Annotated in this window: 19 protein-coding genes; 8 read left to right on the forward strand and 11 right to left on the reverse strand. The window is 32.4% G+C overall.

Annotated features, from left to right (window positions below; genetic code table 11):
* Nucleotides 1-3 precede the first annotated feature (3 nt).
* Nucleotides 4-948 carry an NAD(P)H-dependent flavin oxidoreductase gene (locus ACHRVL_RS07605; protein WP_395411595.1) on the forward strand — a complete coding sequence of 315 codons (945 nt, stop codon included), beginning with the start codon at nt 4-6 and terminating at the stop codon, nt 946-948.
* A 19-nt stretch (nt 949-967) separates the two neighbouring features.
* Nucleotides 968-1,378 carry a hypothetical protein gene (locus ACHRVL_RS07610; RefSeq protein ID WP_395411597.1) on the forward strand — a complete coding sequence of 137 codons (411 nt, stop codon included), beginning with the start codon at nt 968-970 and terminating at the stop codon, nt 1,376-1,378.
* Nucleotides 1,379-1,463: 85 nt separating this feature from the next.
* Here the strand turns inward: ACHRVL_RS07610 and ACHRVL_RS07615 are convergent, their stop codons facing one another.
* Nucleotides 1,464-1,901 (reverse strand): DUF4268 domain-containing protein, encoded by a 438-nt coding sequence (locus tag ACHRVL_RS07615; RefSeq protein WP_395411599.1) that lies wholly within the window; start codon nt 1,899-1,901, stop codon nt 1,464-1,466.
* 257 nt (nt 1,902-2,158) lie between these two features.
* Here ACHRVL_RS07615 and ACHRVL_RS07620 point away from each other — a divergent pair, with 257 nt between their 5' ends.
* Both ACHRVL_RS07620 and ACHRVL_RS07625 read left to right on the forward strand, forming a co-directional pair.
* Nucleotides 2,159-2,809, forward strand: a complete 651-nt coding sequence (locus ACHRVL_RS07620) for an NUDIX hydrolase (protein ID WP_395411601.1) — start codon at nt 2,159-2,161, stop codon at nt 2,807-2,809.
* A gap of 126 nt (nt 2,810-2,935) precedes the next feature.
* Complete coding sequence (locus ACHRVL_RS07625; protein WP_089055109.1) at nt 2,936-3,766, forward strand: 1-acyl-sn-glycerol-3-phosphate acyltransferase; 831 nt, start codon at nt 2,936-2,938, stop codon at nt 3,764-3,766.
* Nucleotides 3,767-3,887: 121 nt separating this feature from the next.
* Here ACHRVL_RS07625 and ACHRVL_RS07630 read toward each other — a convergent pair whose 3' ends face one another.
* From ACHRVL_RS07630 to ACHRVL_RS07645, 4 genes are all read right to left on the reverse strand, one after another.
* Nucleotides 3,888-4,520 carry a hypothetical protein gene (locus ACHRVL_RS07630; RefSeq protein WP_395411603.1) on the reverse strand — a complete coding sequence of 211 codons (633 nt, stop codon included), beginning with the start codon at nt 4,518-4,520 and terminating at the stop codon, nt 3,888-3,890.
* 8 nt (nt 4,521-4,528) lie between these two features.
* Nucleotides 4,529-5,023: an RNA polymerase sigma factor gene (locus tag ACHRVL_RS07635; protein ID WP_089055107.1), complete on the reverse strand. Its 495-nt coding sequence runs from the start codon at nt 5,021-5,023 to the stop codon at nt 4,529-4,531.
* Between the two features lie 72 nt (nt 5,024-5,095).
* Nucleotides 5,096-5,512: a hypothetical protein gene (locus ACHRVL_RS07640; protein WP_395411604.1), complete on the reverse strand. Its 417-nt coding sequence runs from the start codon at nt 5,510-5,512 to the stop codon at nt 5,096-5,098.
* 28 nt (nt 5,513-5,540) lie between these two features.
* Nucleotides 5,541-6,602 carry a DUF3810 domain-containing protein gene (locus ACHRVL_RS07645; RefSeq protein ID WP_395411607.1) on the reverse strand — a complete coding sequence of 354 codons (1,062 nt, stop codon included), beginning with the start codon at nt 6,600-6,602 and terminating at the stop codon, nt 5,541-5,543.
* Nucleotides 6,603-6,839: 237 nt separating this feature from the next.
* On the opposite strand from ACHRVL_RS07645, the gene ACHRVL_RS07650 reads away from it, so the two are divergent.
* Nucleotides 6,840-8,300: an aminoacyl-histidine dipeptidase gene (locus tag ACHRVL_RS07650; protein ID WP_395411608.1), complete on the forward strand. Its 1,461-nt coding sequence runs from the start codon at nt 6,840-6,842 to the stop codon at nt 8,298-8,300.
* 342 nt (nt 8,301-8,642) lie between these two features.
* On the opposite strand, the gene ACHRVL_RS07655 is transcribed toward ACHRVL_RS07650, so the two are convergent.
* From ACHRVL_RS07655 to ACHRVL_RS07670, 4 genes are all read right to left on the reverse strand, one after another.
* Nucleotides 8,643-9,416, reverse strand: coding sequence for a carboxypeptidase-like regulatory domain-containing protein (locus ACHRVL_RS07655; protein ID WP_089055103.1), 774 nt, complete (start codon nt 9,414-9,416; stop codon nt 8,643-8,645).
* A 250-nt stretch (nt 9,417-9,666) separates the two neighbouring features.
* On the reverse strand, nt 9,667-11,568 hold the full coding sequence (locus ACHRVL_RS07660) for a DEAD/DEAH box helicase (RefSeq protein ID WP_395411610.1): 1,902 nt from the start codon (nt 11,566-11,568) through the stop codon (nt 9,667-9,669).
* A gap of 194 nt (nt 11,569-11,762) precedes the next feature.
* The gene (locus ACHRVL_RS07665) at nt 11,763-12,341 is read right to left on the reverse strand and encodes a non-canonical purine NTP diphosphatase (protein ID WP_395411612.1); all 579 of its coding nucleotides are present in this window, start codon (nt 12,339-12,341) and stop codon (nt 11,763-11,765) included.
* Complete coding sequence (locus tag ACHRVL_RS07670; protein ID WP_395411614.1) at nt 12,316-12,711, reverse strand: DUF2809 domain-containing protein; 396 nt, start codon at nt 12,709-12,711, stop codon at nt 12,316-12,318. The genes ACHRVL_RS07665 and ACHRVL_RS07670 overlap by 26 nt, the downstream gene beginning before the upstream one ends.
* Nucleotides 12,712-12,915: 204 nt before the next feature.
* On the opposite strand from ACHRVL_RS07670, the gene ACHRVL_RS07675 reads away from it, so the two are divergent.
* Together ACHRVL_RS07675 and ACHRVL_RS07680 are read left to right on the forward strand one after the other, a co-directional pair.
* Nucleotides 12,916-14,094 (forward strand): glycoside hydrolase family 88 protein, encoded by a 1,179-nt coding sequence (locus ACHRVL_RS07675; protein WP_395411616.1) that lies wholly within the window; start codon nt 12,916-12,918, stop codon nt 14,092-14,094.
* Between the two features lie 8 nt (nt 14,095-14,102).
* Nucleotides 14,103-14,507: a hypothetical protein gene (locus ACHRVL_RS07680; protein ID WP_395411618.1), complete on the forward strand. Its 405-nt coding sequence runs from the start codon at nt 14,103-14,105 to the stop codon at nt 14,505-14,507.
* 111 nt (nt 14,508-14,618) lie between these two features.
* Here the strand turns inward: ACHRVL_RS07680 and ACHRVL_RS07685 are convergent, their stop codons facing one another.
* Both ACHRVL_RS07685 and ACHRVL_RS07690 read right to left on the reverse strand, forming a co-directional pair.
* Nucleotides 14,619-16,133, reverse strand: a complete 1,515-nt coding sequence (locus ACHRVL_RS07685; protein ID WP_395411619.1) for an FMN-binding glutamate synthase family protein — start codon at nt 16,131-16,133, stop codon at nt 14,619-14,621.
* 32 nt (nt 16,134-16,165) lie between these two features.
* A complete protein-coding gene (locus ACHRVL_RS07690; RefSeq protein WP_395411621.1) occupies nt 16,166-16,948 on the reverse strand; it encodes an NYN domain-containing protein in 783 nt (260 codons plus the stop codon).
* 200 nt (nt 16,949-17,148) lie between these two features.
* Here ACHRVL_RS07690 and ACHRVL_RS07695 point away from each other — a divergent pair, with 200 nt between their 5' ends.
* Nucleotides 17,149-17,598, forward strand: coding sequence for an RrF2 family transcriptional regulator (locus ACHRVL_RS07695; protein WP_395411623.1), 450 nt, complete (start codon nt 17,149-17,151; stop codon nt 17,596-17,598).

Genomic DNA, 17,598 nt, shown 5'->3' on the forward strand with positions numbered 1-17,598 from the left:
TGCATGAACAAAATTACCAAACTCTTCAATATAAAATATCCAATAATACAAGGCGGCATGATCTGGAACAGCGGTTACAAACTGGCTTCGGCTGTTAGTAATTCTGGCGGATTAGGTTTAATTGGAGCTGGATCAATGTATCCTGAAGTTTTAAGAGAACATATTCAAAAATGTAAAAAAGCCACAGACAAACCTTTTGGAGTTAATATTCCGATGTTATATCCTAATATTGAAGATATAATGAATATTGTGGTCGAAGAAGGCGTTAAAATCGTTTTTACTTCTGCTGGAAATCCTAAAACATGGACTTCATTTTTAAAAGAAAAAGGAATTACTGTAGTTCATGTAGTAAGCAGCAGTGTTTTTGCTTTAAAAGCCCAAGAGGCCGGTGTTGATGCTATTGTTGCTGAAGGTTTTGAAGCTGGAGGTCATAATGGACGTGAAGAAACGACAACGTTGACTTTGATTCCAATGGTGAAAGAAAAAGTGCAGATTCCTATTATCGCCGCCGGCGGAATTGCAACTGGAAGAGGAATGCTTGCGGCAATGATTTTGGGTGCCGATGGTGTTCAGGTTGGAAGTCGTTTTGCTGCTTCAATAGAATCTTCTGCTCACAATAATTTTAAGCAAACGATAGTTAATATAAAAGAGGGAGGAACTCAATTGACATTGAAAGAATTAGCTCCTGTTCGATTAGTGAAAAATAAATTCTATCAAGATGTTCAGGACTTGTATGAAAAATGTCCATCTAAAGAAGATTTAGTTCAGCTATTAGGCAGAGCGAGAGCTAAGAGAGGAATGTTTGAAGGAGATCTTGAAGAAGGCGAATTAGAGATTGGACAGGTTGCTGGATTAATTCACGAAATTTTGCCTGTAGAGCAAATTATTCAAGAAATGATAGCCGATTTTGAATCTGCACGCAAAGAAAAAGCTACATTTGAGTTTTAATTACCCGCAAGAAATTTATATGAATTCTATACGCATTTATTTAGTATTATTGTTTTTAGGTTTTGGATTGCATTATGCTCATGGTCAATCCTATCATTTTAAAACTTCGGGTTTTAGTGTGTTAGAAAAAACAGAAAAAGGAAAATGGGGCGAGTGGTCCAATCTTGACTTAGTAAATCTCTCGGTCATTTTAGACACAGACAAACACAGGATTGTTGTGTACTCACAAGAAATTCAGCTTTTTAAAATATTAGATTATATTGAACGCGAAGAAAATGATACTGACATTGTGTATTCCTTTATGTGCAAAGACAATGACGGAAAAGAATGTAAATTATCAATAATAACTCGTAAAAAGCAAGATTATCGCAAACAGCTTTACATCAATTATGACGATCATATTATTGTTTATAATATTTTTAATGTATAAAAAAACCTAACAAGTTCTTAATAAAACTTGTTAGGTTTGATAATAAAACCTTAGAGCCTTAGCATCTCAGAATCTCAGTACCTTATTAAGCATCAATATCCTTAATAAACTCATCATACTCTAGATAAAACATTTCCAGAGCATGCATGTTTTCGTTGAAGAAACCAAAAATAGTATCCCAATTATTGCGATTACTGAAACCAACTCCTGTTTTTTCGACCCAGATTCTGCTGATCGTTTTACCGCTTTCTAAAGTGTAATTTTTTTCAAAAACTAAATCTTTGATAAATTCTTCATCAAGAATATTTTTTAATGCTTCTAATTTTTCAAAATAAGCATTTCGTTTTTCATCACTTCGTTGTTCAATATCAATTAAAACCTGAGCTTTTTTATTGTCAACATAAAACTTAAAAGAGAAATCTTTTATCTTGGTATCATAAAGAACCCATTTTCTCGGGTATTTTTCGGCAAAAGCAACCCAAAATTCTCTTTTTATTCTTTGTGATTCTTCTTTACTGTACATTTTATTTTTATGGCTTTGCTTTAGAAAACTTGTAGAACCGCATTTTCTAGAGTATATTTATATTTTAATTTGAGATTCTGTTTAGATTTTATATATCAGAATTTTTATGAGATTATTTCTTGATAGATGAGGCAAATTTAGAAAGAATAATGAATTTATTTTTTATTAATTTAACGAAATATAGCGAGAAATAATCAGTAAAAAAATGAGATATAAAATCTAAACAGAATCTAATAATACAAAAATAAACTTTGAATATGGATTTTCAAGACTTTTTGAAATTTGTTCCTAATTTAATTCCGATTGAACTGCCGGCAGAATTAGCACACATGAAAATGGCTCCAAAAGAACGTCTTGAAGCTTTAAAAAATATTAATCTAGAGACAAAGAATCCTAGAATAGCAGCTGTTATGATGCTGTTGTATCCAAAGAAGGATAAAACGCATTTGGTTTTGATTGTTAGAAATGCCTATAATGGTGTACATTCATCACAAATTGCTTTTCCCGGTGGGAAATATGAAAACACAGATTTAGATTTTAGAGAAACCGCATTAAGAGAAACGCATGAAGAAATTGGTGTAGCTCCAGAAAAAATTGATGTAATTAAGGATTTTACACCAATGTATATTCCGCCAAGTAATTTTTTAGTGCATCCGTTTTTAGGAATTTCACATGAAGAATTATCATTTTACCCAGATATTCGCGAAGTCGCTGCAATTATAGAATTACCGTTATCCGTTTTTTTAAGCGACGAAATTATAATCGAAGCCACATTATCAACTTCTTATGCAAATGATGTTTTAGTTCCCGCATTTAATATTCAAAATCATATTGTCTGGGGAGCAACAGCAATGATTTTAAGTGAATTGAGAGATGTTTTAAAAACTGGTTTTGAAAATAAATCATGAAGTTTTTAATTTAACAATTTGATATTCATATTTATAGTAGTTTATTTTTGAAATTACCTAAAAGTACTGCTAAACGATTTATTTTTGTATGTTTGCGTCCTAACCTCAAAAACAGAAAATAAAGTTATGGGATTGTTTAAACGAAATCCTTTCGGACATATATTATTTATCAAGAAATGGTTAATCCGAATCTTGGGAGCTATGACGCACCGAAGATACAGAGGTTTTAATGAATTGCAGATTGAAGGATCTGAAATCATTAAAACATTACCAGATAATAATGTATTGTTTATTTCTAATCACCAAACTTATTTTGCCGATGTTGTAGCAATGTTTCATGTGTTTAACGCAAGTTTAAGCGGACGTCAAGACACTATTAAGAACATTGGTTATTTATGGCAGCCTAAAATGAATTTGTATTATGTTGCTGCCAAAGAGACAATGCAGGCTGGTTTACTGCCAAGAATTTTAGCTTATGTTGGGGCAATTACTGTTGAAAGAACTTGGCGCTCAAAAGGTGTCGATGTTACTGAAAAACGTGATGTTAACCCAAACGATACCGAAAATATTCGTATTGCGCTCGAGGACGGTTGGGTAATTACATTTCCGCAAGGAACAACAAAGTCATTTAAACCGGTTCGTAAAGGAACAGCGCATATTATAAAACAGCATAAACCTATTGTAGTTCCTATTGTTATTGATGGATTTCGCCGTTCATTTGATAAAAAAGGACTTCGTTTAAAAAAGAAAAATATTCTGCAGTCTTTTATCATAAAAGAACCGCTTGAGATTGATTATGAAAACGATACGATCGAACAAATTGTCGAAAAAGTTGAATATGCAATCGAGCAACATCCGTCATTTTTAAAAGTAATTCCTGCTGAAGAGATTAAAGTTGAGGAAGAACTTAATGAAATGAGAAGATGGAGTTATAAGGCTCCAGAAAATGGATACTAGATTTTAGCTTTTTTGTTTCAAGTTTCAGGTTTCAAGTTTAAAAAATAGCTTAGTCTCTTAATCCAGTTACTTAAAGAAAAAATTTTGAGCCTTTGTTTCTCTGTACCTTTGCTACTGTAAACTAAAGATCAATTTTCTTCAACTCCTTGTAGTTTGAATACAATCTTCGTAAAAGAGTTCCGTACAGTAATCTGTAGAAACACCAGAATAATCCAAAGAAACCAAGTATTACAAAAACTAAAATTCCAACCGTAAAAAGCATCGCTTTGCCATCTTGAGCAAGTTTTTCTTGGAAAAAAGCCATATCTGGATTGTAGACATATCCTATAAAAAAGCTGAAAATAGAAGAAACTACAATCATTCCTAAATTGTACCAAACGTAATATTGAACTGTTTTTCTGGTTCTTAAAATGGTACTCATTAAAGATTTGGTAGCAACTGTGGTCGAAATGGTTGTATAGTTTTTATAGAAAATGTATACAAAAATTAATCCCACTAAATAATTCATATAAGTCAAGTATTCAAGTGCAACCACAATTTCTGGATGATTTATTTTTTGTAAAACATCATCGGTATTGATAAATAAATTGGAGAAAGTCCAAAAAGAAATTTCCAAAATACTTATAATTAAAATCCACTTCACAATAGAAGATGATTTTTTATGAATCATTTTGTAGATTTCTTTTTCAGAAATTTGCTCAAAAGAATCCGAGTTCTTTTTCCAGTCTTTTTTTAGTAAATCCAGTTCTTTCATAATAATTTTTAAGGATTTAGTATTTTTTTAAGTTTCCCTTTAATTCTGTTCATTTTCACGCGCGCATTCACTTCGCTGATTCCTAGAGTTTCAGCTATTTCTTGATAGTCTTTATCTTCTAGATACATAAAGACCAATGCTTTTTCGATATCGTTTAGCTGATAAACAGCTTTGTACATTAATTTAATCTGCTCTTCTTCTTCATAGTTGTAGTCAACATCTTTTACAAAATGCTGATGACTTTCATAATCTACGGTAGATATAGTTCTTTTGGTTTTGCGATAGAGAGTAATTGCTGTATTTAAAGCAACGCGATAGGTCCAAGTCGAAAATTTACTGTCGCCTCTAAATTTTGGATACGCTTTCCAGAGCTGAATGGTGATTTCCTGAAACAAATCTTTGTGTGCATCTTCGCCGGCAGTATATAATCGACAAATTTTGTGGATTATATTCTGATTTGCCTGCAATTGCGCAACAAATGATTGTTCTAGGTTTTCGGTCATAAAAGTATTAGTAGTGTTGAAATCTATTTTGTTACAGATAAAATGTTTTTTTGTTGCAGATAAAATGACTTTTTAATTATACTCAATTCTTATTCCTGAGGTTTGCTCTCTTTTATCATAATAAGAGTTAATCTTACCCCAATTAAAATTTGTTTTTTCTCCAATATTATTATCTAGCCATAGATCAAACATTTTTTTTAGCTGTAACTCTTCTTTTTCATTCCAATTGTCCCAATCTTTTTCTTGAGGTTTTAATGTAAAACTAAAATTTACTGACTTTATTTTTTTCTTATAAAAAGATACTGCCACGAAAAAATAAAAATTATCAATATGTATGTTTCTAAAATAAATCCATTCATAGCTATTTCCCATATCTTCAGTATGGTCTACAGATTCAAAAGTAAGAACTTTTGAGTAAGAGTCTTTGCTCGTAATGATTTCATTAGTACTTAAATGGAAGTTACCATTATTTATATCTATTATTTTCATTTTTTCGCAGAAATTATTTTTGTAAAAGTTATAAAGTTCGTTTTTTATAATAATTGACCATCAAATCTACAAATTTGCTATAACTGTCCATTCCGTCTTTCTGATTGTTTGATTTTAGGAAATTATCGTAAAATATTCTGAAGCCATCTTCTATTGGTGTTTCATATTTTTTCCAGAAATCGTGACTTTCCTGATAATTTTTTAAAATCCCAGGATTTACTTGTTTCTTTAGAATAGTAAAGATTTTTTCGTTTTTATACTTCCAAATACTTAAGCAGTAATGTAATGTAAAGCTGTAACCAGCATATTGGTAATAAGGATTGTTGTTTTTAACAGATGCTAAAACACCAATAAAATTACATTCATTTTCACTGGCAAAACCAATCTGGTGCGCCATTTCGTGAGCTGTGGTTTGCGGAAAATTATACATTGGCAGCAAATCATTAATTTGAGCTTCGTTAGTAAAAGGATTTAAATAACCGCCGAAACCCATATAAGTTAATGGTGTACTGAAAAGTGATTTTTTAACGCTTAGAATTTCGTATTTAAAGTAAGGATGTTCTTGTGCGAGATTGTTATAACCGTTTAAAATCATTTTAAAAGATTCTTTTTGCGAATACGGAAAGACAATTTTTTCACTTTTGTTTTTAGTGATTTCATACTGAACTTCATTAGTTTTAGCTATTAGCCGTTTTGTAAAAGCTAAAAGATCTGCATCGGTATATTCTCTTTTGATTTCCATTTTTGCGAAAAGAGGCTCGCGATAGTAATTGAAGGCCCATAAAAGATGAAAGAAAAAATAAAAAATAGAGATTTTACCCAAAATCGTTAAAATATGATCTTTCCAATCTGATCTCCATGTTTTTCTTATTTTCCAAAACCAAACTATTGCGGAAAGTATTAGAACTGCATAAATGCAATCGCCTATAGAAAAGGGAATTTTTCCTAAAAGTGTTCTTGAGAAGTGCGAAATTCTAACAAATAAATTGTTGCTGTAAAAACCTTCGACATAATCTGAAAAATAAGGCAGAATTTTTAAAAGAATAATTTGCAAGAGTAAAAATAACGGCAGAATGTATTTTGATTTCACAGTTTAAATTTTGAATACGTAAATATAAATACAATATTGATTGATAAAAAAAACTTAACTGCGAATTCCGATAATTTTCATTACTTAATGTTTGCTAATTACGCAAGAGTCTTAAGTGTTATTGAAATTGTATTTTAATTCAATACAATTAGTGCTAATTCGTGAAATTCGTGGCGAAAAAAAGTATAAACTTTGTAACTTTGACAATCTTAATTGTTAAACATCAAACAAAATATAATGAGTCAGGAAATAAGAAATCTGGAACCAAAAGAACTTTGGAACAAATTTGCAGATTTAAATGCAGTTCCACGTCCATCAAAAAAAGAAGAGCGTGTAATCGAGTTTATGAAAAACTTTGGAAACAGCTTAGGTTTAGAAACTTTTGAAGACGAAATTAGAAACGTAATCATTAGAAAACCAGCAACTCCTGGAATGGAAAATCGAAAAGCAATCGTAATGCAGGGGCACCTTGATATGGTGCATCAAAAGAATGCAGATACTGTTTTTGATTTTGATAAACAGGGAATTGATATGTATGTAGATGGCGACTGGGTTCGTGCTCGCGGTACAACGCTTGGTGCAGATAATGGACTTGGAGTTGCTACAATTATGGCGGTTTTAGAAAGTAAAACAATTGCACATCCTGCAATTGAAGCATTGTTTACAATCGATGAAGAAACAGGCATGACAGGAGCATTAAACCTAAAAGGAGGAATTCTTCAAGGTCAAATTTTATTGAATTTGGATACTGAAGAAGACGACGAAATTGATATAGGATGCGCTGGAGGAATTGATGTTACAGCTACAAGAGCTTATCATGATGAAGAAGTTCCAGAAGGTTCTGTTGGATACTCAATAACTGTAAAAGGTTTAAACGGAGGTCATTCAGGAATGGATATTCATAAAGGATTAGGAAATGCTAATAAGATTATGAATCGTTTGTTGTTTGATGCTTTTGAAAACTTTGGTTTACAGATTGCAGAAATTAATGGAGGAAGTCTTCGAAATGCAATTCCAAGAGAAAGTGTTGCAAAAGTGATTATTTCTGAAATGTTTGATGAAGCATATCTTTTTGATATGCAGGAAATCATTAATGATATTAAAGCTGAATATAAAACAACTGAACCCAACTTATCTATAGAAATTGTTAAGACTGATCTGCCTGAAAAAGTAATGGATTTAGGTGTTCAGGAAGGGATTATTAGAGCGATTTATGCGGCTCATAACGGTGTTTATAGAATGAGCGCTGATATGGCTGATTTGGTTGAAACATCAAATAATATTGCTCGTGTAATCATAAAAGACGGTGAAATATTGGTAGGATGTTTAACGCGTTCTTCTGTTGAATCTTCTAAATTTGATTTGGCTAATTCTTTGCGTTCTGCTTTTGAATTAGTAGGATGTGAGGTAGAACTTTCCGGATCTTATCCTGGATGGACGCCAAACGTTAATTCGGAAATTTTAGAAGTTTTAAAAGAAATTTATGAAAAGCAAAATGGTGAAAAACCAAAAGTTGTAGCGTGTCACGCTGGTTTAGAATGTGGAATTTTAGGAACAAATTATCCTGAAATGGATATGATTTCTTTTGGACCGACAATTCATGGAGCACACTCGCCAGATGAAAGAGCTAGTATTTCATCTGCTCAAAAATATTGGAAATTTGTATTAGAGATTCTTTCTAATATTCCAGTTAAATAAGAGTAATTTAGTGTTCAGCTTTTTAGTGTTCAGTTTTCTGATAACTAAAAAGCTGAACACTTTTTAAATTCTGTACATTATAAGAATTACTCACTGAACACTTCTTTTTAATCTCTTTTAGGAGCATTTTTCTTTTCTCTCTTTTCTTCTTTCTTTTCTTTAGCCGTTTTTAGCGGTTCTTTTTTTGCTGTTTTTTTAGCATCTTGACCTTTTGCCATTAGATATTTATTTTAGTTGTTTTAATTGATTAATAGTAAATATAACTTTTTAAAATCCTAATGAGCATAAAAAAATCCCCAATTTAAAATTGAGGATTTCTGTATTTATGGTAAGAGTAAAATTTTAATTCCTTTTAAGCACTTTATATTGTTCGTAACAGCCGCTGATAGCATCTAAAATTTGAAGGTCATTTGCTGTTTGTATAAAAGCATCTGAATAGTTACAACGATGCATAATTTCAGGGATTTCATCCTTACTTATTCCTAAAAGTACAGCAATAGTTTCGCGGTCGTATTTTGTTTCTAGCAAGTTTCTAATAGTATCGTCTTTTTTCATGTCCTTCAGCTTCTTGAGTTCTTTTCCGTTTTTCCCAAAGAAATTATAGAGCATGTCAGCTGGATTGAAAATAGAACCTAATACTTTTCCGAAAGCATTAGGAGAATATTCGCCTGCTTCATAACCTTGCGTAAGACCAGAAATACTGTAACGGTAATTTTCTTTTGTAGGAATTAATTTTGAGTCGACCTCAAGATATCCTGTTAAAGTAAAAGGAGCGATAATAACTTCTTCAAGCGCGATTGCTTTTTCGGTAAGCTGAATACGGGTCACTTTGTTTTTTATCCAGTCATTTGTTACTCTAATTCTAAGAGATTGAAATCCTAGCAGCGAAAAGTGAATAGTGTCATTAGGCTGTACATCAATTTCAAAATACCCTTTAGCATCAGATTTTGCGCCGCGTACTTTGTTGGTATTGATGATGTTTACGTTTGGAAGAGGTTGTTTACTATCGTCGTTTATAATATAACCCGAAACTCTTTGCGGGGTTGTAGGCTCGATGTCCTGCGCAAAACTAACGGTAGAGAATAGCATGAAAAAGAAAACTGCGAAATATTTCATATCCTGATTTAAAGCACTAAAAGTAGTAAATAGAGATTAAATATTTCGCAGTCTTTGAATATAATTATAAGAAAATTAACAAAGACAGCAACGTTGCTTTTAGTATTTAAATAAAAAAGGATAATAAGATTAAATTACATTGTTTTGGATTACAAATTCATTTGTAGAGAATAAGATTCTGAACATAAAAAAATCCCAAATTCCAATTATATCTGGAATTTGGGATTTTGTATTTTAAGATATTAAATCATTAATCTCTTCTTGGTCTTCTTGGTCTTGGTGAATCACCAAAGCTTTCAGAACGTCTTGGAGCTCTATCAGAACCACCTTCATTTCTTTTGAAACCGCCTTCTCTTGGAGCTGAGTTTCTGTCGCTTCTAAATCCTCCGCCAGAGCCTTCACGTCTTGGTGCAGAGTTTCTATCGCTTCTAAATCCTCCGCCAGAACCTTCACGTCTTGGAGCAAAGTTTCCTTCTCTTCTTGGTCCAGAGCTTCTTCCACCGCCACGGTTATTGTGGTCACGTCTTCCGCCTCCGTCATTTTTAGAGATTTCAACATTAATACGACGTCCTTCTAATTGAACGTTGTTTAATACTTCCATTACTTTATCAGTATGCTCAGGATCAGTGTTAAAGAAAGAGAAACCTTCTTTTACATCTACCTTGAAAACGTCATCACGACCTAAGTCTAATGTTTCTTTCAAGTAATCTTTAAGCGACATCCAGTCGAAATTGTCTCTTGAGCCAATGTTTACAAAATAACGAACTGCTCCATTATTATTGAATTCTCTTGGCTCAGAATCGTTTCTTTCACGTCTTTCTCCTGAAGATTGAGATGAAATATCTCTGTTCTTTTTGTAGTAAGCAATAAAACGATTAAACTCTACTGAAACCATTTTCTTAATCAATTCTTCTTTAGATAAATCTTCAAGAACATTGTTGATTGCTGGTAAATAGTTGTCAATTTCGTGATCAACTTCAGTATCTTTAATTTTATTAGCTAAGTGTAATAATTGAATTTCGCAGATTTCAATTCCAGATGGAATTGTTTTTTCTTCGAATTTTTGTTTGATGATTCTTTCGATAGAAGAAATTTTACGTAACTCACTTTTTGTAACGATTACAATAGAAGTTCCTAATTTTCCAGCTCTACCAGTACGTCCTGAACGGTGGTTGTACGTTTCGATCTCATCAGGTAATTGGTAGTTTACAACGTGTGTTACGTTATCAACGTCAATACCACGTGCAGCAACGTCAGTGGCAACAAGCATCTGAATTTGTCTTCCACGGAAAGATTTCATTACACCATCACGCTGTGCTTGAGATAAATCTCCGTGCAATGCAGCCGCGCTGTATCCATCCTCGATAAGTTTTTCGGCAATAGCTTGAGTATCTCTTTTTGTACGACAGAAAACCACAGAGAAAATATCTGGGTTAGCATCTGCCAAACGTTTTAGAGCTTCGTAACGATCACGAGCATTAACTAAGTAAAATTCGTGAGAAACTGTAGACGAACCAGAGTTTTTAGCTCCAACAGTAATTTCTACAGGCTCGCTCATGAATTGTTTTGCAATTCTAGCAACTTCTTGCGGCATTGTTGCAGAGAACAACCATGTGCTTTTTTCGTCTGGAGTATCTGATAAAATAGATACGATATCTTCGTAGAATCCCATGTTTAACATTTCGTCAGCCTCATCAAGAACACAGTAATCTATGTTTTTAATGTTAACTAAACCTCTGTTAATCATGTCTTGCATTCTTCCTGGAGTAGCTACAATAATTTGTGCTCCTCTTTTTATTTCTCTTGCCTGCTCTGTAATACTAGCTCCTCCGTAAACTGCTACCACATTAATACCTTTTTCGTATTTAGAGTAGTTTTTAAGTTCGTTAGTAATCTGTAAACAAAGCTCGCGTGTTGGCGATAAAACTAATGCTTGTGTATTTCTGTTGTCGGCATCAATTTTTTGAATTAGCGGAAAACCGAAAGCTGCCGTTTTCCCTGTCCCTGTTTGAGCCAACGCAACCATATCCGTGTCTTTTTCCAATAATAGGGGAATCGCCTTTTCCTGTACCTCTGACGGATTTTCAAATCCTAGATCTAAAATCGCCTTCAGTAACGATTCATTCAATCCTAATTGTTCAAATTTATTCATATGTGTTTTTAAAATAGGGTGCAAAATTACTGTTAATTATTCAGATAAACTAATGCAATTTTAAGAATTATGTATTTGTTATGATTTGATTATCAAAAAGTTATGTTTAGTGTAAAATGATTTTTTGAAAGAAATCGAAAAAAAAACGTCTTGAAATATCAATTTTGTCCATTAAAATGTTGTATTTTAAACAATTATTTTGTTCTATTCAGGAAATCAATAAGTTGCTCGGTTGCCTTTGCACGATGACTGATTTTATTTTTAACTTCAGCTGATAGTTCAGCAAAAGTTTCATTATAATTTACGGGCTGAAAAATAGGATCATATCCAAAACCGTGATTTCCAGTTTTATTCAAAGTAATAGTTCCTTTAGCCAAGCCGGTAAAAAGATGCTGCGCACCATTTAAATTTAATGCAATAACGGTCTTGAACTGTGCACTGCGATCATCTTCGTTTTTTAGAGCATCCAAAAGTTTATTCATATTATCATCAGCATTTTTCTGTTCACCTGCATATCTTGCCGAATAAACGCCTGGTTCTCCGTTTAAAGCTTTTACTTCTAAGCCCGTATCATCTGCAAAACAGTCGTAACCGTATTTTTCAGTTACATAATTAGCCTTTAAAATCGCGTTGCCTTCAATTGTATCTGCCGTTTCCGGAATTTCTTCATGACAGCCAATATCTTCTAAGCTTAAAAGCTGAATAGATCCGTTAAGAATACTTTGAATTTCCCTTATTTTATTTACATTATTTGAAGCGAAAACGAGTTTCATGAGTGTTATATTTTAAAGTGAATTTTTCGATTAAAAAAATAAAAATGATTCCAAATGTATAAGCAATAATATCACTCCAAAGAAAACCTTGTCCTAAAACGTATTTTCCAAAAAGTGTTTTTCTGAGTGCTGTAATGCCTTCCCCTTGATAAAGCTGCAAGAACTCAATGCTATAACATAATAGTAAAGAGGAGATTATTATAAAAATGGTTTTTTTACGGATAAACAAGATTCGAACCAGAAAATAAATCATAATCGAATATAGAAAATCGCCAATCCATAACGGAATAACTGAAATTTTCCTTGAAAGAATTCCTAGAAGAATAGTGGTTAGAAATAAAATGAAATAGTGTATTCGGGTTTTGTTCAAGTTTAGTTTTTTGTTTGAAACAAAATTACAATTAATCTTTATAAGTTATTTCTCTTTGCTAAAGTTTTGAACTTTGACAAACGAGAAAATATAAAAAAAGAGTTGAAAACGTTTTTTACGAATTGCAAAACACAAACATTAAAATCCGTCTGCTTTATTTTATAAATTTATCTATTCGATAAACTATCTATAAAAAATAACCACATGAATTTAAAAACTTTTATTTTGTTTTTGGTTTTGCTTCTTATTGGAAATTACAGTAATGCTCAAAAAAACGATTCTTTTAATATAAAAAAACAGCTTGATTATTGCGAAGTGCAGGCTTCAAAAACTTTAAAAGTGATTCCGAATAATGGAACTTTGCCAAGAATGGTTCCAAATGGAAGTAAGGATTGGAGTTTTGTAAATTATAAAGACTGGACAAGCGGATTCTGGCCTGGCGAATTGTGGTATTTGTATGAAACAACAAAAGATAAGAAATGGGAAAAGGAAGCTGATAAATTTACACGCCTCTTAACACCTTTATCTGTAAGCAAAGCGGCAGATCATGATTTAGGGTTTCAGGTTTTTAATAGTTTCGGAAATGGATATCGATTGACTAAAAATCCTGCTTACAAAGAAATTATATTAAGAACAGCTGACACGCTGGCAACACTTTTTAATCCTAAAGTAGGTACAATTCAATCTTGGCCTCATAATAAAATGGGCGGGCACAATACGATCATCGATAATATGATGAACTTAGAAATGTTGTTTTGGGCTTCTAAAAACGGAGGTAATAAAATGTTATACAATATTGCTGTAAAACATGCCGAAACAACAATGAATAACCATTTTAGACCTGATTATACATCTTATCACGTTGTGATTTATGATTTTGAAACGGGTAAAAAAATCAAAGGGCAAACAGCTCAGGGTTATAGTAATGAAAGTATGTGGGCAAGAGGACAGGCATGGGCAATTTATGGGTTTACAATGGTTTATAGAGAAACAAAAGATTCTAAATTTTTAGATTTTGCTCATAAAATTACCCGTATTTATTTAGATAAATTGACAACAGAAGATTTAATTCCGTATTGGGATTTTAACGCGCCAAATATTCCAAATGAACCAAGAGATGCTTCGGCAGCGGCAATTGTATCTTCGGCACTTTTAGAATTGAGTTCATATACAAAAGACTCTGTTTTGAAAAAAGAATATTTGACTAAAGCTAAAAAAATGATTGTTTCGCTTTCAGATAATTACCAGAGCCGTGATGTGAATTCAGCCTTTTTATTGCACTCAACAGGACATAAACCAGCAGACAGCGAAGTAGATTGTTCGATAAATTACGCAGATTATTACTATCTTGAAGCGCTTTTAAGACTTCAAAAAATTAAATAAAATTGATTATGTTAAAGAAAATCACTCAAATCTCGCTTGCAGTTATAATGTTAGTAATGGTTGTAAGCTGTAAAAATGCAAAACAAAAACTTCAGGAGTTTGTAACATCTTATAATGCTGCGGCACCAGCTTTTAAAGCTGAAAATGTTACATTGACAACTGCTCGAGGATATATTAATGATGATAAAATTGAACTGCGATTTGAAACTAATTTAGAACAAAACGCTCCTAATAAATTAGCGGCAGGCATTGCGTTTGATAAATTGTTGAAGGAAATGATAAAGAAAAATCAAATACCAAAAGATCTAATAGAAGAAGGGATTCAATTTGACGCCTATTTTCTAGCTGACGATAACACGGTTTTTGTGAAACAGATTATAAATAAAGAAACTTTGCCAGAATTACTGAATTAAACTCTTTCTATGAGTTTTATAAAATAATTATTAAGTGCACTCAATAGTTATTTTGGTAAAGTTTGAGTTATAAAAAAAATGCCTCTTTAAATAATAAAGAGGCATTTCTATTTAATTTATTTTGGTAACATTTGTCAGGTTATCTGGGAAATACAACTCTGATAAATTAGTAAATTCATCACCACGCATAAATATATTAATATCTACATCAGCAAAAGAGGTTTTTCCTGCCGCTGCCAAAAGTTCGTTGGCAGAATGAAGTGTATTTTTATGAAAATGATAAACACGATCTGATTTATCAGTAACAACCAACCCTTTCATCAGCATTTTATTTTGTGTGGCAACTCCTGTAGGGCATTCATTATTATGACATCTTAAGGCTTGAATACAGCCTAATGAAAACATAAAGCCGCGCGCACTGTTACACATATCAGCACCTAAAGCTATGGCGTGCAGAATAGAATATCCAGAAATAATTTTTCCACTTCCTATAATACGTATTTTGTCACGAATATTTAATCCAATCAAAGTTTTGTTTACGAATATTAAGGCTGGCTCAAATGGCATTCCAACACCATCAGCAAATTCTAAAGGAGCTGCGCCAGTTCCTCCTTCGGCGCCATCAATAGTTATAAAATCAGGATAAATATCTTCAGCAATCATTTCGTGGCAGATTGCTTCAAATTCAGCCGTGTTACCAATACACAATTTAAAACCAATTGGTTTTCCGTTTGATAATTCACGTAGCTGTGCAATAAAACGAATCAAACCTTTAGAATCAGAAAATGCATGATGACCTGGAGGTGAAAGAATCATTGTGTGCGGCTCAACACCTCTAATTTTAGCAATTTGTTCTGTGTTTTTTCTTGCAGGAAGTACGCCTCCATGTCCTGGTTTTGCACCTTGAGAAAGTTTAATTTCGATCATTTTTACGTTTGGAAGATTTGCCTTTTCAGAGAAATTTTCTGGGCTGAAATTTCCTTCGGCATCACGACAGCCAAAATAGCCTGTACCAATTTGCCAAGTAATATCTCCGCCGCCTGCGAGATGAAATTCAGTTAATCCGCCTTCACCCGTGTTTTGATAAAAATTTCCTTTTTGTGCTCCAATATTTATAGCACGAACAGCATTTTCGCTCAGCGAGCCAAAACTCATTGCTGAAACATTAAATAAAGAAGCAGAGTAAGGTTGTTTACAGTCTTTTCCGCCTACTAAAACACGAGGTAACTCTTCGTTAACTTTAGCTGGAAAAATAGAATGTTTTATTCCCTCATAACTTTCAGTGTTTAAATTTTGCTGTGTTCCAAAAGGAGTGCTTGAATCAATATTTTTGGCTCTTTGATAAACTAATGAGCGTTGGTTTCTAGAGAAAGGTTTTCCGTCTGTAGATCTTTCAATAAAATATTGTTGAATTTCGGGTGCAATCATTTCAAATAAATATCTGAAATATCCCAAAACAGGAAAGTTTCTTAAAATGGCATGTTTTGTTTGAGTCGCATTATAAAGTCCAACAATCAATAATATTGGAAGAATTATAACAAGTAAAAAGCCTCGGTCAGTGTAATAATAAATTGCTGCAACAATTAGAAACAATAAGAATCCGTAGATAAAGAATTTTTTTCTCATGTTTTTAAAGTATTAATAGGGTAAAATTTTAATTAATTGAATCGTAATCTAACATAGACATGTTTAATGCCTTTTTTGTCAGACTCTCTTTCGTCGATTTCTAGAATATCAGTAAGTGATTTCAGCATTGGCGTAAGTTTAGAAAATCCGTAATTTCTAGGATCAAATTCAGGTTTCTTTTTTACAATTAGATTTCCAACATCACCTAAGAATGCCCAGCCGTCATCATCTTCAATGTCCTCGATAGTAGCTTCGATAAGTTCGATAGTTTGTTTATCAATTTTGTGCAATGCTTTTTCTGCAGGTTTTTCAACTAGTTTTTTAGTATCTGCAGCAATAACTGTTTTAGGTTTCTTTTTTTGAATGGCACCGTCTAAAACTTCGATGTAGATAAATCTGTCGCAGGCGGCAATAAAAGAACTTGGTGTTTTCTTTTCGCCTATACCAATTACTTTCATACCAGATTCTCGAAGACGCACCGCTAAACGGGTAAAGTCACTGTCGCTTGATACGATACAAAAACCATCAAGTTTCCCTGAATAAAGTAAATCCATTGCATCAATAATCAAGGCTGAATCTGATGAGTTTTTTCCAACCGTATAACTGTATTGTTGAATAGGAGTAATGGCGTGCTCCAATAATACAGATTTCCATCCGTTTGCATTTGGCTTTGTCCAATCAGCATAAATACGTTTTGTAGTTGGTGTGCCAAACTTTGCGATCTCTTCCATCATACCTTTTACATTGCTATAGGGTACATTATCTGCATCAATAAGAACAGCTAATTTTAGATCTTTTGAGTTGCTTAAAGCCATTATTTCAATATTAGAAAAATTAGTATTCTCAAAGTTAAAATTAAAATTGGGTTTTATGTGAATTTTAAGTCAAATAAGTGTTTTAGCACTTCTAAATTATTCTGGTTATAAATAAGTTTTTGTTTTATAAAATTAATTAAAGATAAATTTGTCTTTTATAATAAAATTAAATAATTTTGTATGGAATTAATTAATGAGATATGTTTTCAAAAGCGTGTGAGTATGGAATTAGAGCTTCTATTTTTATTGCAACTAAATCTTCTAAAGGAATAAGGGTTGGAATAAAAGATGTAGCAAAAGAAATTGATTCTCCGGAACCATTTACGGCTAAAATTATGCAGATTTTAACTAAAAGCGGAATAATTCATTCGGCTAAAGGAGTTGGTGGCGGATTTGAAGTTTCAAATGAAGCATTGAAAACAATAAAATTAATTCAGATTGTAGATGCCATTGATGGAGACAAAATTTATAAAGGATGCGGTATTGGTTTAAAAGAATGTTCTGAAGAGCATCCTTGTCCAGTTCATCATGATTTTAAAAAGATTAGAGGTTTACTTTTAGAGATGTTGACTAAAACTACTCTTGAACAGTTGGCGTTAGGAGTAAAATCAGGAGACTTTTTTTTGAAAACATTGAATATTAACGATTAA

This window comes from Flavobacterium sp. FlaQc-28, from assembly GCF_044007415.1.
GTDB lineage: Bacteria > Bacteroidota > Bacteroidia > Flavobacteriales > Flavobacteriaceae > Flavobacterium.